Genomic DNA, 16,245 nt, shown 5'->3' on the forward strand with positions numbered 1-16,245 from the left:
ATATTTTTAATAGGTCTAATATAACTTAGCATTAGGTAAATTTTCATATATCAAATGCAATGCTTAAGCTTATCTACTTCATACCTGAATAGCATCTTAAATCTACCAAACTTGCCGTATTTGAAGCAGGTGTCAGAGGTAGGTAATTTTGAGCACTGTACGTGGTAAATTTAGAGACAATACCAACTCAACATTTAGTCCGACAGAGTCTAGCGGGCGACATCCATGTCGCAGGTTCCGTGATCAAATATTAAAATTTGATTTGATGATTGACTGTTAATGATTCTATTTAAATCATTAACTGAATCTGCTTTAAGACAGCCTTCAACGTATTTTCATAATCAAAAGCAGCATTAGTACTGTCTTGGTATCGCCAAGCGACATAACCATCTGGACGAACTAAGACAGCGCCTGATTCATGAATTTCAGATTTCGCATTCCATGTACCATAAACGTCACGGTATTCACGAGAACCAACTTGAATAACATCCAAATAAGGCAAATCCAAAGCTTCTGTAGCTTGCTTCCAGCCTTTGCCAGACAAGCCCGTAATTAAGGTAAAACGCCCTTTGCCTGTGATGTCTAAGGTTGAAATTTTTTGGCCTTTGGTATTAATCAACCATGTATGCGGTACTTTAGCACCTGGACGTGTGGTCGCTTGTAAGTACAGTTGTTGATCTTTTTCAAATACTTCAGGTTCAGATTCAACCATCACTGCATTGGACGTATAACGTTGATTTAGCTCTACACCTTGCGCGTTAAACTCCAAGTTTTTAATTTCTAAAGCATGGAACAGTTTTTGACGGATTTCTGCAGCTTGTTCATCTTCTGCAAAAATACGTTGCATCATTTGAGCTTGAGTTGTGATGCCTTGGTCAAAACCAAATACCTCTTTGAGATGCTTATAGTCAAAGCGAGATTGATTGGCACGCGCCACGATTTGCTTGCCAACAGGCGCACGCTCTAATGTATAAGAATCAAGTAGAGTAGGAGCAGCCCAACCTTTAATGGCATATGCCAATTTCCAACCGAGGTTAAAAGCATCTTGCATACAGGTATTTGAACCTAAGCCACTTGATGGTGGATGACGATGTACCGCATCACCGCCGCAGAATACACGACCTTTCGAGTATTCAGTTGCCCATGTTTGGTTCACATACCAATAAGACAGTTTTTGAATTTCGACATTTTCAACTTCAGCGCCGACAAAGGCATTTAAACGCGCACGCACTTGCTGTTCGGTGACTTGCGGTTCGCCTTTGGAAATATCAAAGCCCCAACCCATAATCCATTCATTCCAAGGTGTAATAGCACGGAGTAAGCCCATACCCAGATCACCAAAGCTGGCTTCAGGGTTAACAATCCATTGCAAAATAGCAGGGCGGTGTTTCACGTATTGTGAAAGATCAGCTTTAAACGTGACATAGACTGTACCTGCACGAGCCATGATCCCTTCGAGGGGCAAATCAAGCTCTTCAAGCACTTTAGAACGCGCACCATCCATGCCAATTAAATATTTGGCACGTAAGCTAAATTCAGTTTGGGTAATGCGATTAAGGAATGTTGCTGTTACGCCATGTTCATCTTGGATATGCGATAAATATTCAGTATTAAAATTATAAATTGCACCACGTTCAGCCGCATTTTTTACTAACAAAGCTTCCATTTTCGGCTGAATGAGATCGACCAATGGACAAGGACTGCCTTTAATATAATCGCCATGACGTTCATCGCCCGTTCCCCAAGCACTCATGCGGGCAATTTCTTCACCGACAAGACTGGTGGTAATGAGGCTTTCACCCATTTGTTCCCAAGGTGTGGCAATGTCGAGAACTTGTTCTTCGATACCTAAGTCACGTAACACTTCCATCGCACGTTGGTTGGTAATATGGGCACGTGGACTATTGGCTAACCAATTAAATTGGGTAAAAAGCTGAACCTGTATGCCGTAATTTGCCAAGGCCAAACCTAAAGTAGAACCTGCAGGCCCTGTGCCAATAATCAGAACATCGGTATCGAATTGCTGTGTCATACAAAACTCCATGTGTATGTGAAGCGCAAACTTGGAATAGTCCGCAGTCTAGGCAAATGATTTTCCGAGTAGAATGGATATTCATATAAACTATAGATCTATTGGTATTTTGACTGCATGACACGGGTGATGTAGTGAGTGTGTGGAGTGAAGCGAATGGAATTACGACATTTACGTTATTTTGTGACGGTGGCGAAAGAACAGAGTTTCACTAAGGCAGCGGAAAAACTATTTACAGCACAACCATCGCTCAGTCAGCAAATTAAAGACTTAGAGCAGGAGGTTGGGGTGCAATTATTTGAACGTTCTGCTCGTAAAGTCTTACTGACCGACGAAGGGCAGGCTTTTCTGAAATATGCAGAGCAAGCACTTGAAAATGCCAAACAAGCTGTAGCTGCAGCTCGCCACGTGGCGCAAGCCAAAAATAATCAAATACATATTGGCTTTTTAAATGTCGCAGAATTGAAAATTATGCCGAGTATTTTGGCGCAATTAAAACAACATATCCCTGATTTAAAAATTCATTTACATAGCTTGACGTGTACAGAGCAGATTCAAAAACTAAAAAATACTGAATTGGATATTAGTTTTACGCGATATCACTTAAGTCATGACGACTTTACCAATATTCAGGTTTTAAGTGAGCAGATCTATCTAGTCGGTGCAGCGCATCTGCATCCATCAGATCGAATCTTAAAACTTCAAGAGTTAAAAAATCACACCATTATTATGTGTGAACAAAATGCTTCTCCTGTGTTTTACGATACCTTAAATGCCTTGATTCCTTTGGATCAGCATCAACATGATCATATGCTGTGGGTAACAAATGTCATGCAGCATTTAAATTTGATTAATATGGGCATGGGCCTGAGTTTTGTGCCCGAATATTTACTCAAATTTTTAAATGATTCGGTCAAAGTCATTCAAACAGATGTGGAATTACCGAAACTAGGTTTATATGCAACCTATCCGAATGCATCGAATAATGTTGCATTGAAAATGATTTACAGTGCTTTAAATAATGTAACTGCATAATAGCGTCTGGAATAACCAATGTTAAAACTGATTTATTATGTACCTGAGTCTCACTTAGAGTCGACTAAATTGGCCGTATTTGAAGCAGGAGCAGGTGGTATAGGAAACTATGAACACTGTGCTTGGCAAGTTTTAGGGAAGGGGCAATTTAAACCTGTAAAAGGTGCAAATCCATTTATTGGTGAGTTGGAGCAGCTAGAGTCTATCCCTGAATGGCGCGTGGAAACCATCGTGCCTGAAGAAAAGGCAAGTGCGGTAGCGAGGGCTTTAAAAGCAAGTCATCCTTATGAAGAGCCGGCATTTGAGTTTATTCAAATGGTGGATATTCAATTTTAATGATGCTTTTAAATTTTTAAGTTATAGAAAAAAGTAGATACACGAAGGGTGACATGGATGTCACCCGTTAGACAGAGATTCAAGGATGAATCTTCTGTCTAACAAGGGATTTTGGTTACTTTGATCCTTCAAAGTAACGTAATACCTACGCGTTATACACTAAAGTCACGTAGCTAATTGAGGTTGTGAGTATTCAATTGAAAGCAAGTTAAACCTTCTGAATAAATAAATCACGGTCAAAACGATACTGCGGGAAGAACACACCATCTTTAGCACGTTCACCTGCACCAATCACCATCACTGGGTATTGCTGGGCATTTAATCCTAAAATCCTCTTCACCAAAGGTTCATCAAAACCTTCCATCATACAACTGTCAAAACCATAGGCACGTAAAGCCAAAACTAAGTTTTCACAAGCCAATGCTGTGGTTTTGCTCGCCCAAAGTTTTGCATCTGCTTCATTAAAAGCTGTTACAGGCAATTGTTTATCCAGTGTACGTGCTACTTTGAAAGCTACTTTCTTAAAGTTACCTAAGGCGTTGAAGTAGCCTGTCTTATAGTTAAAAGGAATGAACTTGTAATATTTCTGCACAGCTGCAGGTGCTTCAGGGAATGGAAATTCGGAAATATTACGTTTAGCCATTTCATCTACACGGTCAGTACGCGCGACACAGACAATTAATTCAGCAGCAGTTTTTGCAGCTAGTTGCCCTAAGCAAGCTTTCACTAATTGTTTTTTCTTTGTAGGGTTTTGAACGACGTAGAATGTCCACGGTTGTAAATTCGATGAATTCGGTGCAAGCAAGGCGAGGTCTAGGCATTCATCTAAAACATTGTTTGGGATGGCCTTGTCGGTAAACTTACGTACAGAACGACGGCTTTGTACAACTTTTTTAAAATTCTCGATATCGATGCCTTCAGGCGCAGGCTCGTAGTAGCGTTTCTTTTCAGGTTTAGTTTCAGTTTGTGATACTGCAGTCATGTGGAAACATCCAGTTTTTTAATTTAGAAAATAGATTGGGGCTGAGATGAAAAAAACCACCCAAATATGAGTGGTTTTTTAGTTCCATTAAAACATTAATTGAACTGAGAGAAGTCAGGTTTGCGTTTTTGCATAAAGGCGGCAACAGCTTCCATCATTTCTGGAGAGCCTACTCGATCCATGAAAATTTCAGCTTCATGGTCAATCCATGCCACGATTTCATCTACATTATGTTTCATTAATGCTTTTGATTGAACCAAAGACGCTAGTGGAAGTGCAGATAACTGTGCTGCTTTTTTCGCAGCTGTCGCATAAGCATCTTCTTCGATGCTATTGACCAAATTTGCTGAAAGCGCTGTCGCACTATCAAACTTCTGAGCAGTTAACAGTAATTCCGCCGCTTTATGGTAGCCGGCTTGTTGAACCAATAGCTTGCTCGATGCACCTTCAGGCGATAGACCAAGGCTCACAAACGGAATTTGGAATAGGGCAGTATTGTCGCTGTAGACTAGATCGCAATGAAGCAGAATCGTAACACCAATCCCAATGGCAACACCGCGAACCGCAGCAATCAGCGGCTTAGAAAATTGAGCAGCAGATTTTAATAAAATGAACGGTGCGCCTTCAGAAGCTGGAGCTTGCCCTTTTTGAGCAGCAGATTTCATAAAATCTTGCATGTCATTGCCCGCACTGAAGTCCGCATCTTGACCACGGAGTACAACTACACGCACTGAAGTATCTTGATCAGCTTCATCTAATGCTTTTGCAATCCACAGATATAATTCTGTATACAGCGCGTTCTTCGCCTGAGGTCGGTTAATGGCTAAGGTCAGTACGCCATTGTCCAAATTCGCATTCAAATGTTCATGGGGTTGTTGAATACAGCTCAGTGTCATCGTACTATCCTTGCGTAAAAGTTTCGTTTTGATTTTATGCTCGACATTATGTCGCATATTTCAGCCTGTGGCACAACTGCTCAGTTCATAAAAAGTTTGATTTGATATGAAATATACATTTGATTATTTGGTTTTCATTGGGCGTTTTCAGCCGTTCCATTTAGCACATCTGCAAACCATTAAAATTGCCTTGCAACAAAGTCAATATGTGCTTTTAGCACTGGGTTCGGCGCAAAATGAACGTAATATCAAAAATCCATTTTTGGCTGTAGAACGTGAGCAGATGATCCTGTCGAATTTTTCAGAGCAAGATCAGAAGCGAATCAAGTTTGTGCATGTGATTGATGTATATAACGATGAAAAATGGCAAAAGTTAGTCAAATCTTTGGTAGATGATGTAGTTGAAACGAATGCAAAAGTCGGTTTGATCGGGCATTTTAAAGATGATTCTTCTTATTATTTAAAATTCTTCCCCGAGTGGAAAATGGTTGAGCTGGATAGTCTAGAAGGGGCGATTTCTGCGACACCAGTACGTGAAGCGTATTTTCGTGGTGAAATTGAAAGAGATGCCTTTCCTCAAGGTACCGTCGATTTTTTGCAAAAATTTCAACAGACAGACATTTATAAACAACTTCAACACAAATTTATGACTCAGGATAAAACAAATCTGCTATAAAAAAATGCTTAATTTCTAGCACCACAATGGAGTAAAAAAATAAACATTGTAGTGCTTTTAGGCTGTATTTTATTCAGGAGAAAAACATGAATTTGCGTCAGGGAACGTTTGCAAAATATATGGGAGCCTTCGCTTTATGTTGCGTATTGCCCCTACATGCTGCTGAATGGACGCTAACGCCTAATAGTCAGGTCACTTTTGGTATTAAATCTGTGGGGCTGTCTATTGTAGAAGGCCGCTTTAATAAGGTTCAGTCGAATCTTAAGTTTGATCCTGAAGTTCCGCATAAAGGTTCAGCGCATTTAGTGTTAGATGTGGATAGCATCAGTTTTAGTAACCCAAGCTTGAAAGGATTAATCTTGGGGAGCGAATATTTTGATGCTGCTGAATTTAAGCAAGTGAAGTTTGTCAGTAAACAAATCGAACCAGTCGCTTATGCCAAGTATATGATTCGAGGGGATCTCACCATTCGTGGCATCACTAAACCTGTGATCTTTGATACCACACTTGCCCCTAGTCCACAAAATCCAAAAGTGTTGGATGTTCAATCTTTAGCAACCATTAAACGTAGTGATTTTGGTATGCGTAAAGCACTTGGTGGTGTAGGGGAGCAAGTATTAATACAACTCAAAGGCCAATGGCGGATTGAATAACCCTATTTTGCTGGCTTCAACACATATGATCTTTGGCGTGTTGTAGCATAACAGCAGTTATTTTCTGTAATTGAATTGATTGTTGGTTCCAATGATGCCAATACAAGGCTAAATCAATACTGAGTTCTGTTGAAAGCTCTATCAATTTTCCCGCTGCTAATAAGTCTTTGCTTTGATAGTCGGGTAACCATCCATAGCCCAAGCCCATCGTAATGGCATCAAAAAATGCAGTTGAAGAGGGAATCAAATGATGCGGATATTGTGAAGGATTGAGCCCGAAATTCTTCTGAATCGATTGCGTATGCAGGTCATCTTTCTCATTAAAAATCAGTGCAGGCGCAGCCCTTAAGGCATTTCGCGTCACGCCTTGACCGAACCATCTTTGGATAAAATCAGGGGTTGCTACAAATCGATAATGCATTTCACCCAGATATTCTGCAATGCAGCCCTTCATGGCTTCCGATTCTGTTGTGACACAGGCATTGACCAGTCCTGCTTCTAATAAATGATGTGTTTGTGACTGATCATCGACCTGAAAATGAATCACGATTTTTTCTTCAATTAAGAGATCTTTGAGTAGCGGAAGCAACCATGTCGCAAGTGAGTCAGCATTGGTTGCAATATTGACTTGATAGAAAGCATTCGCCGTTTGTCCTGTTAGATTTTGCAGAAAATTATGTTCTAGTAATTTGCTGTGTTGTAGATAATGCAATAAAGATTGGCCTGCGAGTGTTGGGCGGCAGGGCCGTTCACGCACAATGAGTACATGACCTAATTTCTTTTCTAAGGTTTGCAGCCTGAGCGTGACCGCAGATGCCGTAATGTTTAAACGCAGTGCCGCTTGTTCAAAGCTTCCTGTTTCAGCAACTGCAAGAAAAGCTTCGCTATGTTTGCTTTGTAACATGAGTCACCTATGAGCATTAGAAATTTCACAAACTAAGAAAAACTTAGTTATATTGATATTTATTTATAAATACTTATTTTTAGCAATTAGCTTGGATAATAGCAACATTCATTTAAAGCTTTGAAAGTGTAGTTAAAAATGTTGCACAGTTATATGCAAGGGCTCGCAATTGGATTTAGCCTAATTATCGCGATTGGTGCGCAAAATGCGTTTATTCTCAAGCAAGGGTTAAAAAAGCAGTATGTCTTTTGGCTTTGCGCAATTTGTGCTACTTCTGATTCGATACTCATCTTACTGGGAGTGCTCGGATTCTCCCAATTGGTTGAAAGTCATCCGGAAATTTTGAGTGTAGCGAAATATTTGGGCGCAACCTTTTTAGCAGTTTATGGAGCACAACATTTTCTGCAAGCCTTTAAAACTTCGAGCAGTTTAGCGCCCAGTGAGAAGAATGAAACCAAATTATTGAAACTGGTACTGATTTGCTTGGCTTTAACGTGGTTAAATCCACATGTATATCTCGATACGGTTGTGCTGATTGGGTCTATTTCAACGAAGTTTGAGTCGACTGCTGTATATTTTGCGGTTGGGGCAATTACAGCTTCATGGGTATTTTTCTTTGTCCTCGGATTTGGTGCGCGCTATTTATTACCGCTCTTCCAAAGTGCAAAGGCATGGAAGGTTTTAGACTTTATTATTGGCGTTGTGATGTGGGGAATTGCAATTTCATTATTGCTCTAGTTAGAAGCTTCTTATTAAGTTTGAGCCCATTCCTAAAGGAGCGGGCTCAAATCATTACTTTTATGCTGCTTGTAATGCTTTTAAATCTTCTAAGACTTGTTCTGCATGGCCTGCGGCTTTAACTTTACGATATTCTTTTACCAGCTTGCCATGATGGAAAATAAAGGTTGAACGTTCGATGCCCATGACCTTTTTGCCATACATATTTTTTTCTTTAATTACATCAAAATGCTGACATAGCACTTCTTCTTTATCACTGATTAAATCAATGCTTAGATTTTGCTTTTCAGTGAAGTTTTGATGGGCTTTAACCGAGTCACGAGAAATGCCGTAGATTGGTGTATTAAGCGCATCAAACTGATCTTTTAAGCATGAAAACCCAATGGCTTGCGTCGTACATCCCGGTGTTGAATCTTTAGGGTAGAAGTAAACAATCAGCCAGTCATTGTTAAGTTCCGCAAGGTTAACTTCACCTGAGGTAGTTGGAAAGGTTTGATTTGGTAAGCTAATTTCAGTCATGAAGATTTCCTTTTTCGTGTCTTATCCCTAAAGGGGCTTAAACAAAGTATGTGAAATATGACCATCATACAGAATTTACTTTGAACTTAAAGCAATAAAAAAGCCTGCATTTGCAGGCTTTTTTAAGACGAAAATTATTTTTTCGCTTGAGCAGATTTCATTGCTTCTTCAGTTAAATTTTTTAATTTACCTGTTAACTGAGGACCGAAACATGCTTGAAGGTCTTTATTTTGTTTTTGAACAAAAGCGAGTGTTGCAGGGCTTTTCTTCTGGTTGATTGTGCTTTGGATTTCCCATTTTTGAGCATTGGTTAAACGACCATCTGCTTCAACAGCACAAGTACAGTATTTGCTAACTTCAGCGGCAGTTAGTTTTTTACCTTTGCCAGTTTCTTCTTTACAAACATTAATTAACGAAGATTTTACGTTAGTGCTCTTATATGCTTGTTGAAGCTTGTCGTTGTCAGCGTGTGCAACTGAAGCAAACAATGCAGCTGCAGAGAAAGCAGCAGAAAGAATAATGTTTGATTTTAAATTTTTCATAAACCCTACCTTGTTATTTCGGTATGTAACGTGTCGGATCTTCAACACCTGCGTCAACGAAACCTTGTTTACGAAGACGGCAGCTATCGCATTTACCGCAAGCACGACCTTGGTCATCTGCTTGATAGCAAGACACCGTTTGACTGTAGTCTACGCCATGTTCTATACCTAAGCGAATGATATTTGCTTTGGATAAATGTAACAGAGGTGTTTCAAATTTAAGTGGTTTTCCTTCAACGCCAACCTTCGTTGCAAGGCGAGCCATGTTGGCAAATGCTTCGATAAACTCTGGACGGCAGTCTGGATAGCCTGAGTAATCAACTGCATTGATCCCAATGACAATCGCTTCTGCACCAAAAACTTCCGCCGCAGCTAAAGCATATGACAAGAAAATCGTGTTACGCGCTGGTACATAAGTTACAGGAATACCGGCTTGTTCATGATCAGGAACTTCAATGCTATGGTCAGTTAACGCAGAGCCACCTAAGTTACCTAAATCGATATTAATAACACGATGTTCTACACCAGCCTGCTTAGTTAACTCACGTGCAGCATCTAGTTCTGTCGTAGAACGTTGACCATACATAAAACTCAAGGCGATACATTCATAACGCGCTTGAGCCCAAGCTAAACAAGTGGTTGAGTCTAAGCCGCCAGACAATAAAACTATGGCACGAGGGCGCATATGCATTACTCCAAATAATTCTTTAAAACTTAACGACCAGTTTCATCGTTCCAAAGCAATTTATGTAATTGCAATTGGAAGCGAACAGGGAGATGGTCTTCTAAAATCCATTGTGCTAAATCACGTGCAAGCTGAGGCAAACGAACCGCACCTTTTTCTACTGCGAATGCTGGGGAGAACCAAATGGTGCTAACTTTTTCGTTTAGTTTATAGCGCTCAACTTGCTGTTTTGACCATTCATAGTCTTCACGATTACAAATCACAAATTTGATCTGATCATGCGCTGTTAAATGATCGAAGTTGCTAAGCAAGTTTCGTGCAACTTCACCCGATGTCGGGGTTTTTAAATCCACAACCTTTGAAACACGTGGGTCAACTTTAGACACATCTAAAGCACCACTGGTTTCTACAGACACTTCGCAGCCTAAATCGGCCAGACGAGTCATAAGGGGAAGGGCGTTCGGTTGAGCAAGCGGCTCACCACCCGTCACGCAAATATAAGGGGTTTTAAAATCTAAAGTAGTTTGAATAATTTCTTCTAATGATTGGCGTTCACCGCCTTCAAACGAATAGGTTGTATCACAATAAGTGCAACGTAACGGACAGCCCGTTAAGCGGATAAAGACCGTAGGCAAACCTGCGGTATTGGCTTCACCTTGCAATGAATAAAAAATCTCCGTAATACGTAAACCCGCAGACGGATCAGAAACAGGAATAGCGGAAGATCGAAGGGTATTCATAGCAAAATTAACCAGATATAAAAAAACAAAAAATCTCTACGATTATTGCTAACCGTAGAGACGAGGAGCGATAGAAGCTCCACGGAACAAGAATGCTCCGCTGAAATAAAAACTTAGTCTTCGCGTAATAATTCGTTCAAGCTTGTTTTCGCACGAGTTTTCGCGTCAACTTTTTTAACGATTACTGCAGCATATAGGCTGTATTTGCCGCATTTTGAAGGCAGGCTACCAGAAACCACAACAGAACCAGCAGGAACACGGCCGTAATGGATTTCGCCAGTTTCACGGTCATAAATCTTAGTCGATTGACCAATGAATACGCCCATTGAAATCACAGAACCTTCTTCTACGATTACACCTTCAACGATTTCAGAACGCGCGCCGATAAAGCAGTTGTCTTCAATGATTGTTGGGTTTGCTTGAAGCGGTTCAAGAACACCACCAATACCAACGCCACCAGATAAGTGTACGTTTTTACCAATTTGTGCACATGAACCAACAGTTGCCCATGTATCAACCATAGTACCTTCGTCAACGTATGCACCAATATTGACATATGAAGGCATCAATACAACATTTTTCGCTTGGAAAGAACCTTTACGCGCCACAGCAGGTGGTACTACACGTACACCAGCAGCTTTAAATTGTTCTTCAGTCCAGTCAGAGAACTTAGTATCAACTTTGTCATAGAAGCGTAAGTCACAAGCTTCCATTGGTTTGTTGTCGTTCAATTTGAATGAAAGCAAAACGGCTTTTTTCACCCATTGATGAACAATCCATTCACCATCAATTTTTTCAGCAACACGTAATGTACCGTTATCTAGGCCAGCGATCACTTCTTCTACTGCTGCACGTACTTCAGCAGGACAGTCAGCTGCAGTGAAATTAGCACGGTCTTCAAACGCTTGTTCAATGATTGTTGAAAGCTGAGACATGTTCTTCCATCCAGAAAAAAATTTTCCAAGATTTTACACTAAATCGAGTCAAAAATAGATGGTAAATCGGCCTAGGATCGGAATTAATTATTAAGCAAGCGCTAAAACCAAGAAACTAAGGGTGATAGATGTAGCACTTTCATAAAATTTGTATAAAAAATACGCAAAATATACAGAATTGTTCTCAAGCATCATTATTATGTTTAAAAAAATCAAACAAAAACTCTTTATTAATCAATATTAAAATCTAAATGTATCAAAAGTTAACAAAAAATCAGTAAATTTGCATAAAAGTTAAGCGGAGTTTCCTTTTAACATGTGCCATATAACAAGACTGTAGAAATCTGAATAACAGTTTATTTTGAGGAGAAACACATGAAATCATTACGTTTATTAACAGTAGCTGCTCTACTTACTGCTGCAGGTACTGCAATGGCAGATACCTCTGTAGTTCATGATGGCTATGCATTTGATCAAAACCAACTTATCCCAACTGGCGCTCGTCTAGAAGTGGGTACGACTGGTTATGGTGGTGCGTTACTTTGGACTGCGAACCCATACGTCGGCCTTGCATTAGGTTATAACGGTGGTGATATTTCATGGTCAGATGACTTATCTGTAGATGGCGTAAAATACGACATGGATATGGATAACAAAGTTGGTTACTTAAATGCAGAAGTACGTCCTTGGGGTGCAAGTGCTAATCCATGGGCTCAAGGTCTTTATGTTGCTGCGGGTGTAGGTTATATCGACACTGAATATGGTTTGAAATCTACAGCGAAAAGCGGTGAAATCGAAATTGATGGTAAAGAAACTTCTTTCGAACGTCTAAACGGTAAAGTGTCTTACGATAACGATATCGCACCATACCTAGGTTTTGGTTTTGCACCAAAATTAAATAAAAACTGGGGCGTATTCGGTGAAGTAGGTGCTTATTACACTGGTAACCCAACTGCAAAATTAACGGCTGTTGGTGGTACTGCTGCTGACCGCGAATTACTTGCTGACCATGAACGTAGCATCGAACAAGATGACAAATATGAATGGCTTCCAGTAGGTAAAGTAGGTGTGAGCTACCATTGGTAAGTTCTTACTGAAACAAAAAAAAACGAGCTTCGGCTCGTTTTTTTTGTTTTTAGAAAGCGTTTAAAATCTGTGACCAAATTTCAGACCATAGATCATGGCATCATTGTCTGAGACACTTGCAAGACCTGAAATATGAGATGTTTCAGTATTCGATGGTTTTGAGAGTTTCAGATAATACAAGCCAGTCGCTAGAAAATTGTTCGGGTTAAATTTATGCATCATACCTAAACCTAAACCTCGATAGCCATCACTTGGGTTTAAGGTAGACGCCGCATTTCCTGTCCCGTTGTCCCAAATAAACTCTGCAGCAGCGAGCCAACTCGGATTCAATTGATGTGCAATCCCTAACTTTCCTGACCATTGATCTTTCTGATATTCCACCAATTGGATATCAGCTAAATCACGGTAATGTGGATCGAGTGCTGCGTATTGAAGCACGGCATTAAACTGCGGTGGCTGAATGTTGAAATCTTTCCAATTAATCCACCGAACTGTGCCATATACAACATTGTGTGGGCTAATGGCTGTTTGAAAATCAAAATTGACGCTTTGTGGCGTTTGAATGGAGGTATGGGTGTCTGGTACTAATTGAAAAGGACCATTTGAATATAAAGTTGATTCAGAGGTCTTATTTTCATGTTTGATTTTTGAACGATAGGTTAGGCTAGTTTTAATAGCGTATTCAGGGATTTGATAGCTTAAACCGAGCAGCCAACCAAGCGCTTCATCTTGTTTAAAATCGGCATGGTAGCCATTGAGAGCAGCATATTGTTGCCCAGAAATTTTTAAATCACCTTTAAATGTTTGTAGGCTTAAACCGCTATAAATATTCCAATTATTATTGGGTTGATAGCCTACCAGTCCAGTTAGGTTATGCGTTCTAAAGTTAATATCGGCGCTTTCAATATCGATATTTGAGCTATCTGGTAAGCGAGGACTATATTGGTAACTGATATCAGTATGAAAAGGTTGCTCATAAATTACTCCCGCAGAAATATTTTCATGTGGTTGAATTTTGAGTGCCAATTTCCCAGAAAATTGTTGATGGGCGAGATTCCCTGTAGAAAAATCAGTTACACCTAGTTCACTAATTGAAGCTTGGTTCTGTACTTTCCCGTTAATTTGAGCATCAACATAAGCGAAACTGGCTTCAGTATAATTTCCGGGTTCAAGAAAGGCCGAGATCGATTGATCTGAGTTTTCTATCCCTGCTGCATACATGATTTGTATGGGGCAGACGATACCGACTGCCACTGCGACGAATTGATTTTTCATAAAGTCCTGGCTTATGGGTCGGAAGTAATGAAGTTTTAATTTTTATTGTGTTGAACGTATTTTAATCACAATTAAAAATAAAGCCAAGAAAACCTAGATAAAATATGTGTTTACCAAAAAAAGAGGACAGCAGGTGTCCTCTTTAATTCGTCAATTGGTCTATCAGTCTTCTGGGTAAGCGACTTTTTTCAACGCTTTGATGTCAGCATCTGGTGAACATAAAGAAATAAACTCATAGCCATAACCGCGTAGTAAATGTCCTTTGCGAACAGCAATCCAAGTGGTATTAACACCAAAAATATCGGTAGGAATTTGTTTTAAACGGTAATCACGTTCTGGGTCATATGCCACATCGTTGACAATACCCACTCCCATATTAAGTTCAACATAGGTTTTAATAACGTCTGCATCAAGTGCGGACATCACGATATCAACATCAAAGCCTGAATCTTCAAAGGCTTTATCAATTTTTGAACGACCTGTAAAACCACCGTGATAGGTAATAATTGGATAGTTCGATAAATCTTCAATGGTGATATTTGATTTTTGGGTCAGTGGGTGCTCTTTAGGCGTAATGATGCTGTGTTGCCAGTTGTAGTAAGGCACGCTTGCCAGGTTATCTTCATTGGTTAATGATTCGGTTGCGATCCCGATATCCGCTTCACCTTGAAGGAGCATTTCTGTAATTTCAATAGGGCTTGCTTGTTGCAAAATTAGATGAACTTTTGGAAATTCTTTTTTAAATTGGTTCACAATCGGCGGCAAGACATAACGTGCTTGCGTATGTGTGGTCGCAATCGTCAATGTCCCTTCATCTACTTTGTTAAAGTCATCTGCCAGACGTTTAATATTGTCAGCATCCACGAGCATGCGTTCAACGATACCCAATAATGACTGGCCTGGTTCGGTTAAACCGAGTAGACGTTTACCTTTACGGATGAACAGCTGTACACCAAGTTCATCTTCTAAATCTTTGATGTGTTTACTCACGCCAGACTGCGAGGTGTAAAGTGCAGCAGATGCTTCTGTTAAATTAAAATTCTGACGTACGGTTTCTCGAATAATTCTTAATTGTTGGAAATTCATAATTTTATTTTACCTTAAAAGCAAGTGGGGCTTGTGACGGCCCCAACTTTTTGTTTTATGCAACTTGGTTTTCAAATAAATGCAAGTTCGTTGCACTTAACCATACCGTTTGATTTGGGCGGAATTGATGTGCTTTCGCTTCATCAGCCGTTAATGAAATTTCGATCAGATTGCCTTGGCGGTCATGCAGTTCAGCAATGACTTTACCTGCAATCCAAAGCTCACGTACAAAAGTCGCTTGGATGGCATTTTCTTGCGGCTGTGCATGAATACGCAGTTCATCCGGACGAGCAAAGGCAATGACATTGCCTTGCGGTGCATTGGCATTTTGTGGCAACAAAATTCGGTCTTCACCAATTTGAAAAAGGCCATTGCTATTTTGACCTTCAAAACGGTTGGCTTGACCTAAAAAGTCAAATACAAACGGTGTTGCAGGTTTTTCATAAACTTCACGCGGCGAGCCAATCTGTTCTACGTTGCCTTTATTCATCACAATGATTTGATCGGCCACTTCAAGCGCTTCTTCTTGGTCATGGGTCACGAAAATAGAGGTGATGTGGAGTTCGTCATGCAAGGTACGTAACCAGCGGCGTAATTCTTTACGAACTTTGGCATCCAATGCACCAAAAGGTTCATCCAGTAATAACACACGCGGTTCAACCGCTAAAGCACGTGCTAGTGCAATACGTTGACGTTGACCACCTGAAAGTTGAGCAGGGTAACGGTCAGCCAAGAAACCAAGCTGAACAAGATCAAGCAAACGAGTAACCCGCTTTTTGATCTCGGCTTCAGATGGGCGTGTTGCACGTGGACGTACACGTAAACCAAAAGCAATGTTGTCAAATACGGTCATATGACGGAACAGTGCATAATGTTGGAATACAAAACCAACTTCACGTTCACGGACATGAACTTTAGTGGCATCTTCACCTTCTAGAATGACTTGACCGCTATCGGCAGATTCAAGTCCTGCAATGATACGGAGCAGGGTGGTTTTGCCACAGCCTGATGGGCCAAGCAGCGCAACGAGCTGGCCATCAGGGAAATCTAAAGAGATATTTTTAAGTGCATGGAATGCACCAAAGTGTTTTTCAATATTTTTTACTTGAATACTCATGAGGTCAT

The 16,245-nt window shown here is 40.3% G+C and carries 18 protein-coding genes; 6 read left to right on the forward strand and 12 right to left on the reverse strand.

Annotated elements, in window-relative coordinates:
- Positions 1-289: 289 nt before the first annotated feature.
- Entirely contained in the window at positions 290-2,032 is a 1,743-nt protein-coding gene (locus FTV27_RS01105; protein WP_180076810.1) for an FAD-dependent monooxygenase, read from the reverse strand.
- 156 nt (positions 2,033-2,188) lie between these two features.
- Here FTV27_RS01105 and FTV27_RS01110 point away from each other — a divergent pair, with 156 nt between their 5' ends.
- Complete coding sequence (locus FTV27_RS01110; RefSeq protein WP_180076811.1) at positions 2,189-3,067, forward strand: LysR family transcriptional regulator; 879 nt, start codon at positions 2,189-2,191, stop codon at positions 3,065-3,067.
- A gap of 18 nt (positions 3,068-3,085) precedes the next feature.
- The gene (locus tag FTV27_RS01115; protein ID WP_180063429.1) at positions 3,086-3,403 is read left to right on the forward strand and encodes an NGG1p interacting factor NIF3; all 318 of its coding nucleotides are present in this window, start codon (positions 3,086-3,088) and stop codon (positions 3,401-3,403) included.
- A 208-nt stretch (positions 3,404-3,611) separates the two neighbouring features.
- Here FTV27_RS01115 and FTV27_RS01120 read toward each other — a convergent pair whose 3' ends face one another.
- Entirely contained in the window at positions 3,612-4,385 is a 774-nt protein-coding gene (locus FTV27_RS01120; protein ID WP_180076812.1) for a nitroreductase family protein, read from the reverse strand.
- 95 nt (positions 4,386-4,480) lie between these two features.
- Positions 4,481-5,281: an enoyl-CoA hydratase-related protein gene (locus FTV27_RS01125; RefSeq protein ID WP_078192396.1), complete on the reverse strand. Its 801-nt coding sequence runs from the start codon at positions 5,279-5,281 to the stop codon at positions 4,481-4,483.
- Between the two features lie 106 nt (positions 5,282-5,387).
- Here FTV27_RS01125 and FTV27_RS01130 point away from each other — a divergent pair, with 106 nt between their 5' ends.
- Both FTV27_RS01130 and FTV27_RS01135 read left to right on the forward strand, forming a co-directional pair.
- Positions 5,388-5,957 carry a nicotinate-nicotinamide nucleotide adenylyltransferase gene (locus tag FTV27_RS01130; protein ID WP_180076813.1) on the forward strand — a complete coding sequence of 190 codons (570 nt, stop codon included), beginning with the start codon at positions 5,388-5,390 and terminating at the stop codon, positions 5,955-5,957.
- 86 nt (positions 5,958-6,043) lie between these two features.
- Positions 6,044-6,610: a YceI family protein gene (locus FTV27_RS01135; protein ID WP_180076814.1), complete on the forward strand. Its 567-nt coding sequence runs from the start codon at positions 6,044-6,046 to the stop codon at positions 6,608-6,610.
- 16 nt (positions 6,611-6,626) lie between these two features.
- On the opposite strand, the gene FTV27_RS01140 is transcribed toward FTV27_RS01135, so the two are convergent.
- Positions 6,627-7,514, reverse strand: coding sequence for a LysR family transcriptional regulator ArgP (locus FTV27_RS01140; protein ID WP_180076815.1), 888 nt, complete (start codon positions 7,512-7,514; stop codon positions 6,627-6,629).
- Positions 7,515-7,652: 138 nt separating this feature from the next.
- Between FTV27_RS01140 and FTV27_RS01145 the strand changes: the two genes are divergently transcribed.
- A complete protein-coding gene (locus FTV27_RS01145) occupies positions 7,653-8,252 on the forward strand; it encodes a LysE/ArgO family amino acid transporter (protein WP_180076816.1) in 600 nt (199 codons plus the stop codon).
- 60 nt (positions 8,253-8,312) lie between these two features.
- On the opposite strand, the gene FTV27_RS01150 is transcribed toward FTV27_RS01145, so the two are convergent.
- The 5 genes from FTV27_RS01150 to dapD form a co-directional block, all read right to left on the reverse strand.
- The gene (locus FTV27_RS01150; protein ID WP_111883962.1) at positions 8,313-8,771 is read right to left on the reverse strand and encodes a peroxiredoxin; all 459 of its coding nucleotides are present in this window, start codon (positions 8,769-8,771) and stop codon (positions 8,313-8,315) included.
- 134 nt (positions 8,772-8,905) lie between these two features.
- Complete coding sequence (locus FTV27_RS01155; protein WP_078192024.1) at positions 8,906-9,313, reverse strand: hypothetical protein; 408 nt, start codon at positions 9,311-9,313, stop codon at positions 8,906-8,908.
- 13 nt (positions 9,314-9,326) lie between these two features.
- The gene (gene queC / locus FTV27_RS01160; protein ID WP_078190349.1) at positions 9,327-9,998 is read right to left on the reverse strand and encodes a 7-cyano-7-deazaguanine synthase QueC; all 672 of its coding nucleotides are present in this window, start codon (positions 9,996-9,998) and stop codon (positions 9,327-9,329) included.
- Positions 9,999-10,027: 29 nt separating this feature from the next.
- The gene (queE, locus tag FTV27_RS01165) at positions 10,028-10,738 is read right to left on the reverse strand and encodes a 7-carboxy-7-deazaguanine synthase QueE (RefSeq protein ID WP_180076817.1); all 711 of its coding nucleotides are present in this window, start codon (positions 10,736-10,738) and stop codon (positions 10,028-10,030) included.
- A 113-nt stretch (positions 10,739-10,851) separates the two neighbouring features.
- Complete coding sequence (dapD, locus tag FTV27_RS01170) at positions 10,852-11,673, reverse strand: 2,3,4,5-tetrahydropyridine-2,6-dicarboxylate N-succinyltransferase (RefSeq protein ID WP_078190347.1); 822 nt, start codon at positions 11,671-11,673, stop codon at positions 10,852-10,854.
- A gap of 375 nt (positions 11,674-12,048) precedes the next feature.
- On the opposite strand from dapD, the gene carO reads away from it, so the two are divergent.
- Complete coding sequence (gene carO, locus FTV27_RS01175) at positions 12,049-12,759, forward strand: ornithine uptake porin CarO (protein ID WP_180023341.1); 711 nt, start codon at positions 12,049-12,051, stop codon at positions 12,757-12,759.
- Between the two features lie 60 nt (positions 12,760-12,819).
- Here carO and FTV27_RS01180 read toward each other — a convergent pair whose 3' ends face one another.
- The 3 genes from FTV27_RS01180 to FTV27_RS01190 all read right to left on the reverse strand — a co-directional run bounded on the left by FTV27_RS01180 (position 12,820) and on the right by FTV27_RS01190 (position 16,237).
- A complete protein-coding gene (locus tag FTV27_RS01180; RefSeq protein WP_180076818.1) occupies positions 12,820-14,034 on the reverse strand; it encodes an OmpP1/FadL family transporter in 1,215 nt (404 codons plus the stop codon).
- Between the two features lie 162 nt (positions 14,035-14,196).
- The gene (locus tag FTV27_RS01185) at positions 14,197-15,120 is read right to left on the reverse strand and encodes a CysB family HTH-type transcriptional regulator (RefSeq protein ID WP_078192020.1); all 924 of its coding nucleotides are present in this window, start codon (positions 15,118-15,120) and stop codon (positions 14,197-14,199) included.
- A gap of 55 nt (positions 15,121-15,175) precedes the next feature.
- On the reverse strand, positions 15,176-16,237 hold the full coding sequence (locus tag FTV27_RS01190) for a sulfate/molybdate ABC transporter ATP-binding protein (RefSeq protein WP_180048716.1): 1,062 nt from the start codon (positions 16,235-16,237) through the stop codon (positions 15,176-15,178).
- Between the last annotated feature and the right edge of the window lie 8 nt (positions 16,238-16,245).

It is taken from the genome of Acinetobacter sp. YH12251 (assembly GCF_013417465.1).
Classification (GTDB): Bacteria; Pseudomonadota; Gammaproteobacteria; order Pseudomonadales; family Moraxellaceae; genus Acinetobacter; species Acinetobacter amyesii.

Bases quoted from the DNA above. Each gene is read 5' to 3' on its own strand.
- FTV27_RS01150 (WP_111883962.1), bottom strand. From the start codon at position 8,771: ATGACTGAAATTAGCTTACCAAATCAAACCTTTCCAACTACCTCAGGT.
- FTV27_RS01120 (WP_180076812.1), bottom strand. From the start codon at position 4,385: ATGACTGCAGTATCACAAACTGAAACTAAACCTGAAAAGAAACGCTAC.
- FTV27_RS01130 (WP_180076813.1), top strand. From the start codon at position 5,388: ATGAAATATACATTTGATTATTTGGTTTTCATTGGGCGTTTTCAGCCG.
- FTV27_RS01140 (WP_180076815.1), bottom strand. From the start codon at position 7,514: ATGTTACAAAGCAAACATAGCGAAGCTTTTCTTGCAGTTGCTGAAACA.
- FTV27_RS01190 (WP_180048716.1), bottom strand. From the start codon at position 16,237: ATGAGTATTCAAGTAAAAAATATTGAAAAACACTTTGGTGCATTCCAT.
- carO (WP_180023341.1), top strand. From the start codon at position 12,049: ATGAAATCATTACGTTTATTAACAGTAGCTGCTCTACTTACTGCTGCA.
- FTV27_RS01110 (WP_180076811.1), top strand. From the start codon at position 2,189: ATGGAATTACGACATTTACGTTATTTTGTGACGGTGGCGAAAGAACAG.
- queC (WP_078190349.1), bottom strand. From the start codon at position 9,998: ATGCGCCCTCGTGCCATAGTTTTATTGTCTGGCGGCTTAGACTCAACC.
- FTV27_RS01185 (WP_078192020.1), bottom strand. From the start codon at position 15,120: ATGAATTTCCAACAATTAAGAATTATTCGAGAAACCGTACGTCAGAAT.
- FTV27_RS01115 (WP_180063429.1), top strand. From the start codon at position 3,086: ATGTTAAAACTGATTTATTATGTACCTGAGTCTCACTTAGAGTCGACT.
- FTV27_RS01145 (WP_180076816.1), top strand. From the start codon at position 7,653: ATGTTGCACAGTTATATGCAAGGGCTCGCAATTGGATTTAGCCTAATT.
- FTV27_RS01135 (WP_180076814.1), top strand. From the start codon at position 6,044: ATGAATTTGCGTCAGGGAACGTTTGCAAAATATATGGGAGCCTTCGCT.
- FTV27_RS01125 (WP_078192396.1), bottom strand. From the start codon at position 5,281: ATGACACTGAGCTGTATTCAACAACCCCATGAACATTTGAATGCGAAT.
- dapD (WP_078190347.1), bottom strand. From the start codon at position 11,673: ATGTCTCAGCTTTCAACAATCATTGAACAAGCGTTTGAAGACCGTGCT.
- FTV27_RS01105 (WP_180076810.1), bottom strand. From the start codon at position 2,032: ATGACACAGCAATTCGATACCGATGTTCTGATTATTGGCACAGGGCCT.
- queE (WP_180076817.1), bottom strand. From the start codon at position 10,738: ATGAATACCCTTCGATCTTCCGCTATTCCTGTTTCTGATCCGTCTGCG.
- FTV27_RS01155 (WP_078192024.1), bottom strand. From the start codon at position 9,313: ATGAAAAATTTAAAATCAAACATTATTCTTTCTGCTGCTTTCTCTGCA.
- FTV27_RS01180 (WP_180076818.1), bottom strand. From the start codon at position 14,034: ATGAAAAATCAATTCGTCGCAGTGGCAGTCGGTATCGTCTGCCCCATA.